Origin of the sequence: Faucicola mancuniensis, assembly GCF_046523945.1 — a bacterium.
Classification (GTDB): domain Bacteria; phylum Pseudomonadota; class Gammaproteobacteria; order Pseudomonadales; family Moraxellaceae; genus Faucicola; species Faucicola mancuniensis.
The window spans coordinates 1,075,391-1,092,886 of sequence record NZ_CP171363.1; the positions used below are offsets into that span (position 1 = coordinate 1,075,391).

Annotated in this window: 16 protein-coding genes and 1 pseudogene; 6 read left to right on the top strand and 11 right to left on the bottom strand. The window is 40.3% G+C overall.

Annotation, left to right across the window (positions count from 1 at the left end; genetic code table 11):
• Window positions 1–37: 37 nt before the first annotated feature.
• Both ACGTJS_RS05290 and ACGTJS_RS05295 read right to left on the bottom strand, forming a co-directional pair.
• On the bottom strand, window positions 38–178 hold the full coding sequence (locus tag ACGTJS_RS05290; RefSeq protein WP_410473041.1) for a hypothetical protein: 141 nt from the start codon (window positions 176–178) through the stop codon (window positions 38–40).
• Between the two features lie 64 nt (window positions 179–242).
• Window positions 243–1,142: an acyl-CoA thioesterase gene (locus ACGTJS_RS05295; protein WP_410473042.1), complete on the bottom strand. Its 900-nt coding sequence runs from the start codon at window positions 1,140–1,142 to the stop codon at window positions 243–245.
• Between the two features lie 125 nt (window positions 1,143–1,267).
• Between ACGTJS_RS05295 and plsB the strand changes: the two genes are divergently transcribed.
• Window positions 1,268–3,904, top strand: a complete 2,637-nt coding sequence (plsB, locus tag ACGTJS_RS05300; RefSeq protein ID WP_410473043.1) for a glycerol-3-phosphate 1-O-acyltransferase PlsB — start codon at window positions 1,268–1,270, stop codon at window positions 3,902–3,904.
• A 26-nt stretch (window positions 3,905–3,930) separates the two neighbouring features.
• On the opposite strand, the gene ACGTJS_RS05305 is transcribed toward plsB, so the two are convergent.
• Complete coding sequence (locus ACGTJS_RS05305; RefSeq protein WP_410473044.1) at window positions 3,931–4,290, bottom strand: hypothetical protein; 360 nt, start codon at window positions 4,288–4,290, stop codon at window positions 3,931–3,933.
• Window positions 4,291–4,409: 119 nt separating this feature from the next.
• Between ACGTJS_RS05305 and ACGTJS_RS05310 the strand changes: the two genes are divergently transcribed.
• Complete coding sequence (locus ACGTJS_RS05310; protein WP_410473045.1) at window positions 4,410–5,870, top strand: phosphomannomutase CpsG; 1,461 nt, start codon at window positions 4,410–4,412, stop codon at window positions 5,868–5,870.
• 93 nt (window positions 5,871–5,963) lie between these two features.
• On the opposite strand, the gene ACGTJS_RS05315 is transcribed toward ACGTJS_RS05310, so the two are convergent.
• From ACGTJS_RS05315 to ACGTJS_RS05330, 4 genes and pseudogenes are all read right to left on the bottom strand, one after another.
• Window positions 5,964–6,317 (bottom strand): hypothetical protein, encoded by a 354-nt coding sequence (locus ACGTJS_RS05315; protein ID WP_315042836.1) that lies wholly within the window; start codon window positions 6,315–6,317, stop codon window positions 5,964–5,966.
• Between the two features lie 119 nt (window positions 6,318–6,436).
• Window positions 6,437–8,014, bottom strand: a pseudogene (gene lnt / locus ACGTJS_RS05320) (apolipoprotein N-acyltransferase).
• A gap of 29 nt (window positions 8,015–8,043) precedes the next feature.
• On the bottom strand, window positions 8,044–8,925 hold the full coding sequence (locus ACGTJS_RS05325; protein ID WP_315042851.1) for a CBS domain-containing protein: 882 nt from the start codon (window positions 8,923–8,925) through the stop codon (window positions 8,044–8,046).
• Window positions 8,926–9,060: 135 nt separating this feature from the next.
• Window positions 9,061–9,552: a YcgN family cysteine cluster protein gene (locus tag ACGTJS_RS05330; protein WP_315042834.1), complete on the bottom strand. Its 492-nt coding sequence runs from the start codon at window positions 9,550–9,552 to the stop codon at window positions 9,061–9,063.
• 109 nt (window positions 9,553–9,661) lie between these two features.
• Here ACGTJS_RS05330 and ACGTJS_RS05335 point away from each other — a divergent pair, with 109 nt between their 5' ends.
• The 3 genes from ACGTJS_RS05335 (at window position 9,662) to ACGTJS_RS05345 (ending at window position 13,423) form a co-directional block, all read left to right on the top strand.
• On the top strand, window positions 9,662–10,396 hold the full coding sequence (locus tag ACGTJS_RS05335; RefSeq protein WP_315042832.1) for a dienelactone hydrolase family protein: 735 nt from the start codon (window positions 9,662–9,664) through the stop codon (window positions 10,394–10,396).
• A gap of 333 nt (window positions 10,397–10,729) precedes the next feature.
• Window positions 10,730–12,787, top strand: coding sequence for a PIN domain-containing protein (locus ACGTJS_RS05340; protein WP_410473046.1), 2,058 nt, complete (start codon window positions 10,730–10,732; stop codon window positions 12,785–12,787).
• Between the two features lie 276 nt (window positions 12,788–13,063).
• Window positions 13,064–13,423, top strand: a complete 360-nt coding sequence (locus ACGTJS_RS05345; protein WP_410473047.1) for a helix-turn-helix domain-containing protein — start codon at window positions 13,064–13,066, stop codon at window positions 13,421–13,423.
• A 111-nt stretch (window positions 13,424–13,534) separates the two neighbouring features.
• Here ACGTJS_RS05345 and ACGTJS_RS05350 read toward each other — a convergent pair whose 3' ends face one another.
• Window positions 13,535–14,698, bottom strand: coding sequence for an RNA-guided endonuclease InsQ/TnpB family protein (locus ACGTJS_RS05350; RefSeq protein ID WP_410473048.1), 1,164 nt, complete (start codon window positions 14,696–14,698; stop codon window positions 13,535–13,537).
• 1 nt (window position 14,699) lies between these two features.
• Entirely contained in the window at window positions 14,700–14,837 is a 138-nt protein-coding gene (locus ACGTJS_RS05355; protein WP_410473049.1) for a MerR family transcriptional regulator, read from the bottom strand.
• Between ACGTJS_RS05355 and ACGTJS_RS05360 the strand changes: the two genes are divergently transcribed.
• Window positions 14,828–15,676 (top strand): RNA-guided endonuclease TnpB family protein, encoded by an 849-nt coding sequence (locus ACGTJS_RS05360; protein WP_410473230.1) that lies wholly within the window; start codon window positions 14,828–14,830, stop codon window positions 15,674–15,676. The genes ACGTJS_RS05355 and ACGTJS_RS05360 overlap by 10 nt on opposite strands.
• 410 nt (window positions 15,677–16,086) lie before the next feature.
• On the opposite strand, the gene ACGTJS_RS05365 is transcribed toward ACGTJS_RS05360, so the two are convergent.
• Both ACGTJS_RS05365 and ACGTJS_RS05370 read right to left on the bottom strand, forming a co-directional pair.
• The gene (locus ACGTJS_RS05365; RefSeq protein ID WP_410473050.1) at window positions 16,087–16,740 is read right to left on the bottom strand and encodes an anthranilate synthase component II; all 654 of its coding nucleotides are present in this window, start codon (window positions 16,738–16,740) and stop codon (window positions 16,087–16,089) included.
• Between the two features lie 12 nt (window positions 16,741–16,752).
• Complete coding sequence (locus ACGTJS_RS05370; RefSeq protein ID WP_315043174.1) at window positions 16,753–17,496, bottom strand: hypothetical protein; 744 nt, start codon at window positions 17,494–17,496, stop codon at window positions 16,753–16,755.

Below are 17,496 nucleotides of genomic sequence, written 5' to 3' on the forward strand. Positions count from 1 at the left end.
GGTTGTTTCCTTGTTTTTTTGATAAATTTTTATGCAATTAAGAACCTGTATTCACAACATTATGCAATAAATTTTTACAGGTTTTTAACAAATATTTATTGGCTTTTGCATGAAAAATGGCTAAATCTTGCTTTTCTTCGTCAAAAACTTGTTTGATAGAATAACTATCAAACTGCATTTTTTCCTTGAAAAGCTGGCGATTTATCTTATTTTTCATTGAAAAAACGTTATGAATACAGGTTCTAAAGCGTTTGGTTTAATCGCATCAGTCCTTCTTGTTGGGTGGTGGCAATCAGTTTGCCATTTTGCCAAAATTGCCCATGATTTAAGCCTTTGGCGTTGGATGTGGTATCGCTCCACATATCGTACAACAGCCAGTCATTTAAGTCAAAAGGGCGGTGAAAGTGCATACTGTGGTCAATGCTCGCTGCCTGTAGCCCTTTGGTCATGTAGCTGACACCATGCGACATAAAACCTGTGCCGACCAAATAAAAATCGGACGAAAACGCCAACAACGCCTGCTGAATCTGAATAGACTGCTTGCCAAGCTCCACAATGCGTAGCCAGTTGGCTTGTTTTGGGGGCATGGGGGCTGGGTGAATGGGGTCACGTGGGGCGACAGGCTTGATTTCTACATGGCGTTTTCGCATATAGCGAGCCTGTAGTGCAGGCGGAATTTTGCCGACAAATTGGTCTTTGAGTTGTTGTTCATTTAACAATTGTTCGTGATTTGGATAATTTGGCATGGTTTCTTGATAATCCAAGCCATCTTCATAACGCCCAAACGATGCCATCATGCTAAAAATAATTTGTGGTTTTTGGTTATCATCGTACTGCCGAGCCGTTACCCTACGAGCGGACAAACTTTTACCATCTCGCATTTTTTCCACTTGATAGAACACAGGGCGAAACGCATCACCGCCCCGCAAAAAATAACCGTGCAAACTGTGGCAAGGGCGGTCATTATCCACCGTATGGCTCGCTGATATCAAGGCTTGCGCCAAGACTTGCCCGCCAAAAATTCTTGTCCCAACATAGTCATGACTTTGACCGACAAACACATCATCGTCATGGGGAATGAGGGTTAAAGTTTCTAATAATTGTTCAACAAGTGTTAATTCTTCTGGTTTTTTATTTAACATTTGTTCAGCCTTTTACAAATTTTTCAAAAAAAACCTTATTATACATCAAAAATTTTCCTATAATATACGCAAATTTGTTAATCTATGCCACATCTATTCACGATATCTTTTTATCAAGGTCAATCATGCAAAATCAAAAAAACGGCTCAATGTTGAATAATTTGTATAAAAAAATTTCAGGCAACCTGCTAGGGCTGGCGGTCAAGTCGCAGTTAATTGGCGATATTCCAACGCTTAACCCAACGACAACACCTGACAACCCAAACAGTGATGACACCGCCGTTTTGACTTTTTATGTGCTAAAAGAATATTCTCGTAGCAACAGTTTGTTAATTGACCTTGAAACCGCAGAGCATAATTTGCCAAAGGCTTTGAACCCTGTGCAAGCCTCAGCATTTGGCATTGATGAAAACAGTGCGATGATTTTTTTGCACCACCCAAAAAGCAAAAAACACAATGGCAAAACTTTGTATTCACCACGTCTGTTGCGTTTGATTGAAGCGGTGAAAAACCACCCAACTTTGCAAATTCAGTTTATTCCTGTGTCTATTTTGTGGGGGCGAGCACCTGAAAAAGAGGATTCTTGGTTTAATTTATTGACCGCTGACGAATGGAAAGCACCAAGCATTAGCAAACAATTGTTTAATATTGGGGTAAAAGGACGTGATACCTTTGTGCAGTTTCATCAACCCAAAGATTTACGCACCATTTTGCAAAGTGAAAATGACAAATTTGCCGAAATGCAGGTTTCTCAAGATTTGGTGTCGCATGATATGGCAGTAGAGTTGGTCGCCCAAAAAATTCATGCACGTTTGCTCGGTTATTTGGACAAGCAACAAGAGGCGATTTTGGGTCCTGATTTGTCCGACCGCCGTAATGAGTTGGACAAGATTTTAAACACGTCTGCCATTCGTCATGCCATTGAAGTGGATAGCCAAGAAAATAACCGCCATCTTCACGAAAGTCGCCAGTTGGCTCGTGGTTATTTAAAAGAGATTACCAGTGATTATTCGTATGCGATGATTCGGTTTTTTGACCACTTTTTGACATGGCTTTGGACGCAGTTGTACGATGGCGTTCAAGTACAGCATTTTGAGCGTGTGCGAGAGGTCGCCTTAAACCATGAAGTCATTTATGTGCCGTGTCATCGCAGTCATATTGATTATTTGTTACTGTCGTATGTGATTTATAAGCGAGGTTTGCGTATTCCAAACATTGCTGCGGGCGACAATCTAAATATGCCTGTGGTCGGGCAGTTGTTGCGAAATGGCGGGGCGTTTTTTATGCGTCGCAGTTTTCGTGGTAATGCCTTGTACAGTGCGGTGTTTCGTGAATATATGCACAGTATGATTCAGCGTAATACGCCGATTGAATATTTTATTGAAGGCGGTCGTTCTCGCTCTGGTCGCTTATTGCCACCCAAAAAAGGCATGATTGCCATGACAGTGCAAAGCCATCTTCGCCAAGCTGGCAAGCCGATTGTATTTATTCCAACCTATATCGGCTATGAACGGATTGTGGAAGGGGCAACTTATGTTGATGAATTAAAAGGCAAACCCAAAGAATCCGAATCATTATTGGGCTTGTTAAAAACGGGCAAAAAATTAGAAAAAATTTTTGGTACAGTTCATGTCAGTTTCGGTCAGCCGTTGCACCTTGACGACTTTATGCAAAAATACCACGTCGCTCCAAACAGTCTACCAAACGACCGTAGCGACAGTGAAATCCCAGACAATATCAGCCAAATGATTGACAACATCGGTGTCAAAATCATGCAACGCATTAACCGCTCGGCGGTGATAAATCCTGTTACCTTGCTGTCGCTGGTGCTACTGGACACGCCACACGGTGCATTGGACGAACAAAGCTGTCTTGAGCAGCTTGCCCTGTATCAGCGATTGGCTCGTACCTTGCCGTATGACGAAGATGTTACCATTACGGACGCATCGCCACAGTCCATTATCAATTATGGCATTCAGCTAAAACTGATTGAAAAAACGCCACACGTGTTGGGCGATTTGGTACGCATTGCCGAACGCCAGGCCCCATTGTTAAGTTATTTTCGCAACAACATTTTGCACGTATATATCTTGTTGTCGCTGTGTGCAAGCCTTGTTAAACGTAACGGTCATATCACCGTCGCCAATATTGAAAACGTGGTGGGTATCATTTATCCGTTTTTACAAGCCGAATTATTTTTAAAATATCCTGCTCGCACTTTAAAAGATAACTTAAAAGAACATTTAACCACATTAATCAATGAAAACATCATCGTGGATAAAGGCATGAATGACAAAGGCGAACATTGGCTCACCACACCTGACCCAAATACTCGCAATTATCAACAACTAACCGTGCTTGCCAATGCAGTAGAGCACAGTCTTGAGCGGTATTTTATGATATTAGCCTTGTTAAGTCAGCAAGGCTCAAACAAACTTACCAAAGAGCAAGTCGTGGACTTAGGGCATTTGCTCGGTCAGCGGTTGTCGGTGATTTATGAAGATGATATTCCCGACTTTTTTGATAGAGCGTTGTTTGCAAGCTTTTTGGACACGTTGGAGCGACTGGAATATATCCGCCTAAATGATGGCGTGATTAACTTTGATAATCGCATTGACAAAATGGCAAAAAGTGCTGGCTTTATTTTAGACCTTGATGTCATGCACATTTTGCAACAAATTGCCCAATTAAATGATGAGGAAATTGGACGCACCTTGCAAGAAATCCAAGCCAAAAAACAAAAAAAATCCAAGAAAAAATAAACACAAATAGGTTAATGAAGATTAACCTATTTTTTTATCTTTTTTTTGGTGTGTTGTAACATTTCCATCAATTTTTCAATGCGAGTGGTGGCACGGTACGCCAACAATGCCAAAATCATATTGACAAGCATCACCACGCCCAACGCCATCGGCACAGCTTGGCTACCTGCTTGGGCGTAATAAATCCCTACTGCCAGACACAGCACCGCACCGATGTAGTGAAAGTTGCTCACTTTGCCCATACGTTTGTACATATGTTGAATTTGATTGACGTTGATGACATGAATTTTGACATTGCTGTTTAATTCTTCACGCACTTTTTTGATGATTTCTTCTAACTCTTGTTCACTAGGGGGTTTTTTTTGGGGATTGTTGTTTTCGCTCATGGCTGACTTTTGCCTATATTTTTTGTTGATGACATATTATAATGGGTGTTGTGATATGATAATACAAGCCAATTTCTTTTGGCAAATTTTAACACAAATCATTGTAAAAAGGTAACATCATGCAAAACTTCCCCCCAATCTCAATCACTTGTTTCAAAGCCTACGACATTCGTGGCGAGTTAAACGTAAACCTTGACAACGACATCGCCTACCGTGTCGGACGAGCGTTCGCCCAATATCTAAAAATGAGTGAACAAGCCAACAGCCAAACCAAAAACGCCATTGTCATCGGCTCAGACATTCGCCAATCTAGCGAAAGCCTAAAAAAATCTGCCATTGACGGCATTTTGGACGCAGGCGTGGACGTGATTGACTTGGGCATGACAGGCACAGAAGAAGTCTATTTTTTCACCAGCCACTATCAAGCCATGGGCGGTATTGAAGTAACCGCAAGCCACAACCCCATCAACTTTAACGGCATGAAACTGGTACGAGAGAACTCAAAACCAATCAGTAGCCAAACAGGGCTTGCCGACATTCAAAAAATCGCTGAAAGTGGCGAATTTGCAGACGTTGCCAATCGTGGCGATTACCAACTAAAAACCGACAAAACCGCCTATATAGACCATTTGATGAGTTATATTGATATAAAAAATGTATCAAACCTTGCCAACCCATTAAAAATCGTTATCAATAGCGGAAACGGCAGTGCAGGGCCTGTGGTGGATTTATTGGTGGAGCGTTTGGAAAACACAAGTTTAGAATTTATCAAACTTCATCACGAACCAGACGGCAGTTTTCCAAACGGTATCCCAAACCCAATGATTATCGCCAATCGCAAACCAACCGAAGAAAAACTGCTTGCCGAAAAAGCGGATTTGGCGATTGCGTTTGACGGTGATTTTGACCGTTGTTTCTTTTTTGACGAAAATGGACGTTTTATTGAAGGCACATACCTTGTTGGCGTGTTGGCACAGGCGTTTTTGGACAAAGAGCAGGGAGCGAGCATTGTCTATGACCCACGCAATATTTTGAACACCGAAAGCATTATCCACAACGCCAACGGCAAGGCGGTGATGAGCCAATCTGGGCATTCATTTATCAAAGAAATCATGCGTCAGACAGAGGCGGTGTACGGTGGCGAAATGTCGGCACATCACTATTTCCGTGATTTTAACTACTGCGATAGCGGTATGATTACTTGGCTATTGGTGGTGGAATTGTTGGCAAAATCTGGCAAAAAATTCTCACAATTGGTTGATGAAATGATTGATAGTTTCCCAATTTCTGGCGAAATTAATTTTAAACTAAACGGCATTACCGCCAAAGAATTGTTGGCAAAATTAAAAGAAAACCCAAATCAATTTGACGAAAATTCCCAAGAAAATGCAAAGCTAGATGAACTAGACGGTTTATCGGTGAATTTTGACAAATGGCGATTTAATATGCGTGCGTCAAATACCGAGCCGTTGGTGCGGTTAAATGTGGAAACGATTGGCGATAAAGAGTTGTTAAATGCCAAAACCACGCAAATTTGCGATTGGATTATTGCCAATGGTGGGGTGAATGCCGACCATTAAGCGTTTAGTTTTATCACAAAAAAAGCCATTCAATTAAGAATGGCTTTTTTATGGTTTTTTGAAAAAAATTGAATTTGTCAAAAAATGTTTAGATTAGTTGGTCGCTGAAGCAATCGGTGCTTGTACATCAACGGTTTCGTCAGTGTTGGCTTCAATTTTTTCGGCAGCTGATGCAACTTTTTCTTTGTTTTCTTCAACCACTTCGGCTTTGGCGGTTGCCGTTGTACTTGCTGGGGTGCTTGCAGCAGCAGTTGCGGTGGCTGTTTCGGTAACGGCTGGCGTGCTTGCGTTAGCGTTTAATTGCTCTTTGGTGAAGTGCTGACCTGCTGGACGCATAAATGCCGTTACGCCAACCAACGCCACAATAGCTAAAAACGCTACTGAACCGATTAAGGTGTGTAGCAGTTCTTTTTTGATATCATTTTCCACAACGTCATGATGAGACATGATAAACCTCACTTAAATTTTTAACCAGATGGTAATATTATACGAAATTTCTGTATCATTATATACTAAATTTTTACAGCATTGTATAAAACCTTATTAATTTTATGGTTTTTTTTGTATTATCGGCGTTTTTTTGGGCTATTTTGCTTGCTTAATACACTGATAAGGAACAAAAAACCGCTTAACAGTAATATCGGATAACTGCCCCAACGCATAAATGGCGTGTTGCCTGTGCGAGATTGGATTTCGCCACGCAGGACAGTTGATTGAAACTGTGGTGCTTTAGCAACGATTTGTCCTTTGTCGTTGATGATGGCGGTTACGCCTGTGTTGGTGGCACGCACGAACCAGCGTCCTGTTTCTATCGCACGCATTTGCACCATTTGTAAGTGTTGCAACGGGCCTGCCGATGTGCCAAACCATGCATCATTAGAAACGGTTAGCAAAAAGTCGCTGTGTTTGGCATTTTGGCGAGTGGTGTCAGGATAAGCAACTTCATAACAAATTGCCACGCCAACACGGTTATTTTTGGCGGATAAAGGCGGTTGATTGGCTTTGCCTTCGCTAAAACTAATCGCACCGCCCATCAAGTCTGGCAATGCCCAATTTAACAAGCCTTCAAACGGTACATATTCGCCCACAGGGACAAGGTTTTGTTTTTTGTACAAGCCTTCGGCATTCGCCCCCAACGCAATCACGCTGTTATAATACGGTGGGTGTTTGTCGGTTGCCGAGTTATATTCGCTGTTATCCACATAGGGTATGCCTGTTATCCAACTGGTGTTGGTTTGTTTGGCAATATTGGCAACTTCGCTGATAAACTCCCAAGCGTCAAGCTGGGTCATCGGAATGGACGCTTCTGGCTAGACCACGATGTCTTGCCCCCATTCGCTTTGCGATAACGTGGCGTAGATTTCTAGGGTTTTTGATTGATAAGAGGTAAGCCATTTTAAATCTTGCGGAATGTTGCCTTGAATTAATGACACCTTGAGATTTGGGCTGTTTTTGGCTTGCGTCCACGCAGGATTAATCAACCACAACGCCACACTTGCCACCAATAGCACACTGGCTAAAATGACAAATTGATAACGTTTGCGAATGGTTTCTACCAAACTTGCCGATACAAATACCGACAAAAAACTAATCGCCAATACGCCAAAAATTGGAGCAAGGCTATTTATCCACATTTGTTCGGTATAAGCATAACCCACAAATAACCAAGGAAAACCTGTAAAAAGCCAAGTTTTTAGCCATTCTTGTAGCACCCAAAGCGATGCAAAGCTAAAAGGTTGTTTGGCGGTATACTTGTTAAAAACCCATGCCAACAAGCCATGAAACAAGCCCATGACAAGCCCCATCACCGCAATCATCAAAACTGCCAAAACCGCAGGCGTGTTGCCATATTGGTGAATGGACGTGTACAGCCAAAACGCCCCCACGCACCAAAGCCCCATGCCGTACATCTCACCAATCAAAAACGCACGAGCATGCGTCATCGGTGCTAGTAGCAAGGCATACAGCACCAAAGGCGAAATCAACGCAACGAACCACAATTGATAAGGGGCTAACGCAAACATAAACATCGCCCCAGCCAGCCATGCAATTATCAAACGTGGCAACAGGGCAAATTCATTGATACCGCTGTCATGGCTTTGGGCGGTCAGTTGTTTTTTTAAAGATTGGGTATTTAAACGCATAATTTACAAAATCAGATTGGTTGGCAAGACTAACCATTATACCCTTTTACCAATTCAATTTCTTGAATAAATCGCTCATCAGCCGATAAAACCGTTAATTGACAATCATCAATCAGCACTTTTTGTCCCAACAAGTCATTGACTTGCCCCAAACTGTGCATTACCAAACCGCCCATGCTATTGACTTCATTATGCAAAAACGTTGTGCCAAGCTGTTGATTACACAGCTCAATCGGCGTGATGGATTGCACAATCCAAGTATCGGTTTTGCCGACCACAGGGATGATGTGATTGGTTTCGTCAATACCTGCGATGTCGTCATGTTCGTCTTCAATGTCGCCCACGATTTCTTCTAACAAATCTTCTAGTGTTACCACGCCTGCGGTATTGCCAAATTCGTCAATGACGATAGCCATGTGCATTTGGTTTTTTTGAAAAAGGCGTAATAAATTATCCGAACGAGCGGTTTCACTGATAAAAATCGGCCGACGTAACACGCTGTCTAAGTCAAAATATGCGGTACCGCCACGGGCTTTTTCCACCAAAAACGGAATCAAATCTTTTGCCAATAAAATGCCGATAACATTGTTTTGGCTATCATCTTCAAACACAGGATAGCGAGAATGCGTCGTCTCTAGGTAGGCTTGCATAATGTCTGGTGGTGTGGCATGAATGGATACGCCTGTTACTTGGCTCATCGGTGTCATGATTTCGTGGACTTGCGTGGCAGGTAGCTCAAGCACGCCCTCTAACATCGCAACCGTATCAGGCTCAAGCAGTCTGCGAGAATCATGAATGATTTTTACCAGTTCATCACGGGTTTCTGGTGCGGTGGATAGCCAGCGTTTTAGCCCTTTTGACCAAATGCTGGAAGTTTGTTGGTTACTCTGGTGTGAGTTGTCGTCTGACATGACGGACATAGACCTCTTGTTGCGAATATTGCTTGCAACTTTAACCCAACTTGCGTGGGCTTGCAATCTTTTTTTTAAAAAATTAACAAAATTTTGTCAAAATGATTGTCAAAAATTGCAAACAGATGTTAAATCTTATTGCTCAATCCAATAAATAACTCGCTCTTCTTGGTCTATTTCGGATATTTTGGTTTCGGACACACAGCGACCTGCAACGCTGACGTTATTTTGGTACATCAATTGCTTGGTTTTGGCTTTATCCTTGGTAATTAACAAATGCCAATCGGGCAAATCTTGTCCACGGTATAGACGTTTGTACGCACAAGTGGCAGGCAACCACGGCAAATCCGCCAAAATCTCCACCGTCAAACTGATACAATCAGGCACATAGGCACGCCGTTCGGCATAGCGTGAACAACTGCCCGTTTCACAGTCCAGCAGTCGGCACGCCACATCGGTGTATTCCACTTCGTCCGTGTCTTCGTCTTGCAATTTTACCAAACAGCATGCCCCACAGCCATCGCACAGGGCTTCCCATTCGGCGGTGGTGAGCATATCTAGCGGATATTTTTGCCAAAAATTTGGGCGAATATCGGTTTGGGCGGGCGAGGTGTTATTGCTTGGCATAGGATAGTAAGTCTTAATAAAAATTCACATTATTATAACGGAAAATTTTGTTAAAATGGTATATTGTAAATTTTTAGCCAACATTTTTAACCAACAAAAGGACAATGGCATGCAAATCCAAACTTCAGAATTACAATCCACCACGCCAGATGGCACAACGCTAAAAAGCTACGTTTGTTCGCCAAACGACAGCTTAGCAACCAAACTACCTGCGATTTTGGTCGCACCTGAATGGTGGGGTGTGAGCGAACACCCAAAAAATGTTACCGAAAAACTTGCCAAAGCGGGCTTTGTCGCTGTGGCGATGGACATTTATGGCGATGGCAAATTAACCACCGATGCCAGTCAAGCCAACGAATGGATGAGCCAAATGCTTGCCGACCAAGACAAACTGATGGCTCGTTGTGCATTGATTTTAAAAGATTTTTGTCAATTGGACAATGTGGATAAAGACCGTATCGGTGTAATTGGGTTTTGTTTTGGTGGTAAAATTGCGTTGGATATGGCTCGTGAAGGCTTTGATATCAAGGCAGTTGCGACTTTTCACGGCAACCCAATGCCAAAACAACCCGCCCAAAAAGACAAATTTATAGCCAAAGTCTTGGTTGCACATGGCGAAGCTGACAGCATGGTGTCTATGGAGGCGATTGAGGGCTTAAAACAAGAGCTGGACAATGCCCAAGTGGATTATACCATTGATGTGTACGAGGGGGCAAAGCATGGTTTTAGCAATCCGCACGCCGATGAACGTGCCAAACAAAATGGCGTGGATTTGGGCTATGATGAAGCAGCCACCACGATTAGTTGGGATAATATGATTGAATTTATGAATAAAAATTTGTGATGGGTGATAGCGATTGCTTATCAAATTTGACAAGCAACAATTTATAATCAGCAAACACTTTTGTGGTTTGCTGATTTTTTATGCGTACTAAAAAAAATTTGCGATATTATACACAAGTGTTTAAAAAACACAATAAATAAATATGTTAAATGTATGTTTATTATTCTTAAAAAGTTTTATTAAATTAAAATAAATATTAAATATATATTTTCAAATAAAAATAAACAATAAAATTGGCTTAACGACAAATTTTACAGGATAAATAGCCTTAATTTATCCCAAAAAATCGGTTAGGATAAAGATATCTTTATTCACCCGACAAGGAACAAAGCCATGGCAAATTACAGCTTTTATTCACAGTTTGACAACCAAACGAACCGACCGAGTAACAAACAACCGCAAATCGCACTGTTTATTGACGCAGAAAACGTACCAGCTCAGCACATGGACGATGTGATGGCAACCTTGCAACAGCAAGGCGAAATCGTCATCAAACGTATCTATGCCAACTGGAGCAAGCCACAAGTGCAAGGCTGGCGTGATGCGATTGTGTTACATGGTCTGACGAGTATTCACCAATTTGACCATGTGGTCGGCAAAAATGCCAGCGACATCAGCATTTGTATTGATGCGATTGAAACTTGTTTTAAAAAGAAAATTGACATTTTTTGTGTGGTGACTTCTGATAGCGATTTTACGCCTTTGTGCTTGCGTTTGCGTGAATATGGCAAGCAAGTGATTGGCATGGGCAATATGAACAGCTCAAAATCGCTGGTGAATGCGTGCAATAGTTTTAAATATTTTGTCAAAGAAAACCAAAGTTTGCCAGCACCGATTGCCAAAAATCCTGTCAATTTGCACAACAAAAAATCCCCAAATCCAAACGAAAGCAAAAAATTGATTGCCTTTATCAAAGAATTGATTGCGAGCAAAGGCAAAGATGGCGTGTTAAACACAGCAACTTTGGGTTCAGCATTGCGAAATCACCCAACACTGGATATGAGTACCTTTGGTTATAGCAAAATTGGGGATTTGCTAAAAGTGATGCACGATTTTGACACCTTTACCGAAAATTCGGCATTGTATGTCAAAGTGCATGGCGAACAACCAAAAGCCCAACCACAAAATCAAGCAAAACCACAACCAAAAGCCCAAACTCAAACAATCCCAGAGCCACCGCCGACTTATCAATCAAGTATGCTACAGGACAAAATATCCAGCGACATGATGTTAAAAGACACCGCCTTAACCAATGCGTTAAGCAATGCGATTGCCACTTATCAAAAAGACAACTTTGCCAAAGTATCTGATGTGAATAGCTATCTTTACGCCACTTTTGGAATTCGTTGTGAAAACTATGGCTACAATGATATGGTAGAATTACTAAAAAATCTTACCACTTTTGAAGTCAAAAAACAAAAAGACCCAAAAACCCAACAATCGGTGTACTATGTCGCTGACAAACGCTTTTTGACCGACAATGACACCGCCAACGCCGAACCACAAACCAGCACGCCCAACACACCCAGCAAAGCCACTTGCCAAGAGTTGCGTGACAATAACCATTTGGTTGAAAACATTCGTCAAGCGATGGAAAAACACGAACAAAACAACAATGGTTGGGTAATGTTGGCACATATCGGACAAGCATTGCGAGAAAATGGAGTGTCGCACAAAGAGTTTGGTTTTAAAACATTGGCGGAATTGTTAAAAACCATGGATTTGTTTGACATTGAACAAAAAAACTCATCAACTTATGTCAAAGACCCATACTTTAAACCAAAAAAATCGATGAAAACTGAAGAAACCACCACAACCCAAACGCTTGACATTGAACCAGTTGCAAACAAAGGCGTTGAAATCACAGAAATTGAAAATGCTGAAATCGCAACAGCTCAAAATGATGTGGTGGAAATGATTGAAACATCTGAAAGCCTTAATGTTGTGGCAGAAAGTAGCGAAACCGTTGCAGAAGTGACAGCAGAAACCACAGCAGACGAAATGGCAGAAGAAACAGCCGAAACAACGCCAACATCAACCACAGACGAATTGATTAAATTGTTAAGCGATTCGCAAAATGATGAAAACTTTGTCAATGATGCCAATGATGATAGCGACAGAGATGAAGAAGAAATTTCATTGGGTGAAGCGATTGATATTGCTATTGAAAGCACCGCCCAATCAGATGGCTGGACAAGTTATAGCGATATTGGCAAATTTTTGTACAAAGAATTTGGCGTGCGTTGCTCGGATTATGGTTGCAAAAACTTTATTGAATTTGTCAAACAATATGCCGATTTTAATGATACTGACATTGAAGAGCAAAAAGTTAATAGCAAATTGTGTTTAAAATTATCGGACTATACCAATCCCATTCTTTATAGCTCATAGAAAAAGAATGTTATAAAAATGGGGAAAATTGGTTTTAACTTATCGTGCGTAATTCTCCACCTATAATCTTTCTTGCGAAGCAGTGCTTCTCAGGTGGAGATGTAAGCACTAACGCCCCAATCAGGGCGTTCTTGTTTTTCGATATACTGTCTAATTGTATCAATGGTAGCACCACCAGTCGTTAGCAAACAAATGGGATTTTAGTTGATTATTCATAATTGACACCAAATAAAAACAATGCTAGATTATACCCATATTTCAATTGCCTAACAAGCCATGCTCAAAGCCTACAAATACCGAATTTACCCAAACAGTGAACAAGCCTTGCTAATTGAAAAGCATTTTGGCTGTAGTCGGTTTGTGTTCAACTGGGCGTTGGCATTGCAAAATAGATATTACAAAATCTTTGGCAAATCATTATCACGCACCCAAATTCAAAGTCAGTTAGTCAAAAAGAAAAAGTCTGCCAAATACGCATGGCTAAACGAAGTCAATAGCCAATCATTACTTAATGCTTTACTAAATATCTACACCGCCTTTACCAATTTCTTCAAAGGACGTAGCCGTTTTCCACGCTTCAAATCTAAAAAAATACCAGGGCGTAGCTACCAATGCCGTTCCAAAAAACCTACCTAAATCTACCCAAGAGCAAATTTAGCGTTTTCTTCCTACTTCAACGTTGTTTGCTCTTGTCATTTGACTTAAGACTTACATCAACTCCATAGGCTATCACCGTAGAACTTACGGCTAATTGGTTAAAACCTTAGTTGCATGATTTAGGATATTGATACTAGCGTTTATATCTCTATCATGCGTAATATGGCAATTTGGGCATCGCCAATTTCTCATACTAAGTAGCAAGTTATCCAATTTATAATTACAATTGTGGCAAGTTTTCGAACTGGGATAAAATCTATCTAATTCTTTCACTATTTTACCCCATTGGTTCGCTTTATAAATCAGTTGTCTTTTAAACTCATAAAAACCTAAATCATTAATCGCACGGCTAAGTTTTTTATTCTTTACCATGCCTTTAATGTTGAGGTTTTCAAGACAAATCACATCATAAGACTTAACAAGGCTTGTGGTTAGCTTGTGTAAAAAGTCTTTTCTGATATTGCTGATTTTAAAGTGTAGCCGTGATAGCTTGGTTTTCGCCTTTTCACGGTTTTTAGAGCCTTTTTGTTTTCTTGATAAACTTTTATTTAATCGTCTTAGTTGTTTGAGTTTGTTTTTTAATGGTTTTGGGGCTTGAATTTTTTCACCATTTGACAAGGTGGCAAGGTCTGTAATGCCTAAATCAATACCAACTTGTTTGTCTGTTTTGGGTTGTGGTTTGACAACATCGTTTAATTCAACAGCAACCGATACAAACCATTTTTCGCCTTGTTTAAAGATTTTGGCGGATAATATTTTACCTTGTAAACGCAAGTTTTCACGCATTCTAACAAGTCCAAGATTGGGGACTTTGATAAAAGGTTTGTTATTGATGTCAATAAGTTTAAATTGGTCGTTGGATAGGCTAAATCTATCATTTACGCCTTTTTTGCGAAATTGTGGGTATTTGCTTTCACCTTTAAAAAAGCGTTTGAATGCGTCTCCTAGTTGTATAATGGCAAGTTGTGGGCTACATTTGGTTACTTCTAGCATAAAGGGGAATTGTTGTCTTTTTATGCTATTTAGTTGTTTTCTTAATTTGCCTTGACTAGGCTGGTTAAGCTGGTTTTTGTCAATTTCTATGCCATTTTTCAAGCATTCATCACGATAAGTTTTATCGGCTTGGTATTGTTTTTGCCAATTATCTAATGCCCAATTATAGGCAAGACGGGCTACACCGCAAGCCTTTGCAAAGTAAGTTGCTTGTTTATTCGTTGGGTCTAGGGCGATGATGTGTCCACGTATTAGGGTCATTCTAGTACTTATCGTAACGTCTGTGTCCTTTTGGCGTTCTTTTGGCAACAAGTACACCGCTTTCGTCCCATCTGCGTAATGTTGAGATAGATACGCCAAGTTGTTTTGATGCTTCGTTGATACTAATTAATCTGTTCATTTGGATATTATAAAGTAGATTTAGTTAGATTTCAAGAAGCAGTTTCAAACCCCCAACACTGCACCGTAAACTTTGAGCAAGGTATTATCAACTTACCCAAACTCAAGGGCATTAAAACTGTATTTAGCCGTGAATTTATTGGCAATATCAAAACGGTTACGATTAGCAAAACTGCTACAAGCAAATACTATGCAAGCGTATTGGTAGAAAATACTGATATATTGCCAACACCAACCACCATTGAACCTAGCTTAACAATTGGTATTGACTTAGGTATCAGTCATTTACTAAATCTATCAGACGGTAGCAAGTTTGATAATCAAAAACATTTAGCCAAATCTAGCCAAAGGCTTGCTATAGAACAAAAAATCTTTGTTCGCAAACAAAAGACCAGTAAAAACCATCAAAAACAAAAATTAACCGTTGCTCGTATTCATGAAAAAGTACGCAACCAGCGTTTAGACTTACACCAAAAAATCACGCATAAACTGATTTGCGAAAACCAAGCTACCAGTTATGCACTTGAAGATTTAGCGGTAAAAAACATGGTAAAAAATCGAAAACTTGCCAAAGCGATTAATGATGCAGGCTTAGGTCAATTTGTTACCTTACTTACCTATAAGGCAAAATGGTATGGTAAAAACATTCTAAAAGTCAATCGGTTCTTTGCCAGTAGTAAAATTTGTTCGCATTGTCATCACAAATTAGACAGTCTGCCGTTGTCAGTCAGAAATTGGACGTGTCCTAACTGTCAAACACACCATGACCGTGATATCAATGCAGCAAGCAATATACGCTATCAAGCGTTAGCTGATATAGCAGGACTTGCTATTGTGTAAAGAGTTCCCCCAGCACAATACTTATCAGCGTAAGTGTGCTGGCGAAAGGTAACAACTCAATCTAGGCTTAAGTTGTTATGGGTCGCAAAGATTCTCACGCCTACCGCTAGGTTTGGTGGTGGGAGTATGTCAAATGAGGATAAATGGGAATAAAAAGGAACTAAAATCTTAACAAAGAAAAAAATCATAAATTGGGATAAATAGGAAAATATTCTCATTTTGCTAATCCTCCTACCAAATACAATTGCTCATAACTGGTGTTAGAATAGATATGAGCAATTCCACTTTACAACTTGCTGTAGAAGTTGGCTTACAGACTAAAAACTTTAAAGAGTTAGACCAGCTTTCCACTGAGCTAAGAGAGGCTGGAATAGGTGTATCAAATTTAACAAAAACAAGGCTTAAAAAATTTAAACCTGCACCAAAAAATTTTTTAACAAATTTCTCGCCCCCTCGGTGGCAAACGATTCTGGGTGATATTGCACGCCTTGAATGGGGTATTCTTTGTGGCGAATGCCCATAATCTCATCACCGAGCAAACTTGCGTCTTTCATGGATTTATCAAGGTTTTTATCATTTTGCACAAGGCTTGTAATCTCTAAACAATCTGGCAAACTCATAGCTTCCACCATCAGCGAGTGATACCGCATGATGTCAATATTTTGTGGCAAACCATGATAAACGCCCTTGCCGTCATGGCGAATGGGGGACGTTTTGCCGTGCATGGGCGTGTTCGCTCGCACCACTTTTCCGCCAAAAAAATGGGCAATGCCTTGCATTCCTAAGCACACACCAAGTAACGGCACGGTTTTGCCAATCTCGGTAATCACCTCACCGCACACGCCAAAATAAGCAGGGTCGTCTGGCGAACCTGGGCCTGGGGAGATGATGATACGGTCTGGGTTTAGGGCTTTGACATCGTCTAAGGTAAGTTCGTTGTTGCGTTTGACGGTGATGGTAAAATCATTGCCGTTTTTGTTTTTGATGTCGGTTAAAATCTCGCCAATATATTGGTAAAGGTTAAAGGTAAAGCTGTCGTAGTTGTCAATGATAAGTACGTTCATTTTGTTCTCTTTTTATTCTGGTAAAAATCCTGCAATGCCTTTATCTTTGACTTCATCAATAGAAATTTCATCAAAAGTTAAAGGATTTTGCCCTGTCAAAATTGCGTTTAATTTGGCTGGTGTTTCTTCATCAATCATGGTTAAATATAATGGGTCTCTGTTATTTTCTTCAAATTTTTCACAAATTTTATCTATTGCCTGTTCTTTATCTAACCCACTAATATCAGGTAAGTCCAATTGCTTTTCTGCTTGAGTTTGTTTGCCATAATTATGAAAAATAAAACCATCAGCATAGCTAAAATACCGCTCTATGTGATTGTTTATAACAATTTTCCAAGCAACTCCATCAGCCACTCGGTAACTTGAAAATCCATAATAATTGTCAATCACATTATCCAACAAATTTAATTCGTCATTGATTGAACAAACAATATAAATTTTATTTTCTAAACTTGGCATGATAAAGCAACTGTTTCGGTTGTAATAATTGGTAAAACTCCAACTTAATCCATCATTCCAAGATAATGTCTCTTGGTTTTGCAATTTTAATTGATTGGCTAAATCTTGAATGTTCATATTTTTACGTTTGAGTTCATTTTCATCAAATACATACCAATTGGCTTTATAACCAAACGGCACTAGAAAGTTATCAGCCGTATCATTTTGCAAAGTTTCAATGGTTTGCGGTGCTTTTTCAACAGCATTAGCATTGGTAAAACCAAACAATCCAAATAAACTTGCTAAAATTTTTTTCAT

Bases quoted from the DNA above. Each gene is read 5' to 3' on its own strand.
- ACGTJS_RS05315 (WP_315042836.1), bottom strand. From the start codon at position 6,317: ATGTCTCATCATGACGTTGTGGAAAATGATATCAAAAAAGAACTGCTA.
- ACGTJS_RS05295 (WP_410473042.1), bottom strand. From the start codon at position 1,142: ATGTTAAATAAAAAACCAGAAGAATTAACACTTGTTGAACAATTATTA.
- ACGTJS_RS05305 (WP_410473044.1), bottom strand. From the start codon at position 4,290: ATGAGCGAAAACAACAATCCCCAAAAAAAACCCCCTAGTGAACAAGAG.
- ACGTJS_RS05365 (WP_410473050.1), bottom strand. From the start codon at position 16,740: ATGAACGTACTTATCATTGACAACTACGACAGCTTTACCTTTAACCTT.
- plsB (WP_410473043.1), top strand. From the start codon at position 1,268: ATGCAAAATCAAAAAAACGGCTCAATGTTGAATAATTTGTATAAAAAA.
- ACGTJS_RS05345 (WP_410473047.1), top strand. From the start codon at position 13,064: ATGCTCAAAGCCTACAAATACCGAATTTACCCAAACAGTGAACAAGCC.
- ACGTJS_RS05350 (WP_410473048.1), bottom strand. From the start codon at position 14,698: ATGACCCTAATACGTGGACACATCATCGCCCTAGACCCAACGAATAAA.
- ACGTJS_RS05310 (WP_410473045.1), top strand. From the start codon at position 4,410: ATGCAAAACTTCCCCCCAATCTCAATCACTTGTTTCAAAGCCTACGAC.
- ACGTJS_RS05325 (WP_315042851.1), bottom strand. From the start codon at position 8,925: ATGTCAGACGACAACTCACACCAGAGTAACCAACAAACTTCCAGCATT.
- ACGTJS_RS05370 (WP_315043174.1), bottom strand. From the start codon at position 17,496: ATGAAAAAAATTTTAGCAAGTTTATTTGGATTGTTTGGTTTTACCAAT.
- ACGTJS_RS05330 (WP_315042834.1), bottom strand. From the start codon at position 9,552: ATGCCAAGCAATAACACCTCGCCCGCCCAAACCGATATTCGCCCAAAT.
- ACGTJS_RS05290 (WP_410473041.1), bottom strand. From the start codon at position 178: ATGCAGTTTGATAGTTATTCTATCAAACAAGTTTTTGACGAAGAAAAG.
- ACGTJS_RS05340 (WP_410473046.1), top strand. From the start codon at position 10,730: ATGGCAAATTACAGCTTTTATTCACAGTTTGACAACCAAACGAACCGA.
- ACGTJS_RS05355 (WP_410473049.1), bottom strand. From the start codon at position 14,837: ATGAACAGATTAATTAGTATCAACGAAGCATCAAAACAACTTGGCGTA.
- ACGTJS_RS05335 (WP_315042832.1), top strand. From the start codon at position 9,662: ATGCAAATCCAAACTTCAGAATTACAATCCACCACGCCAGATGGCACA.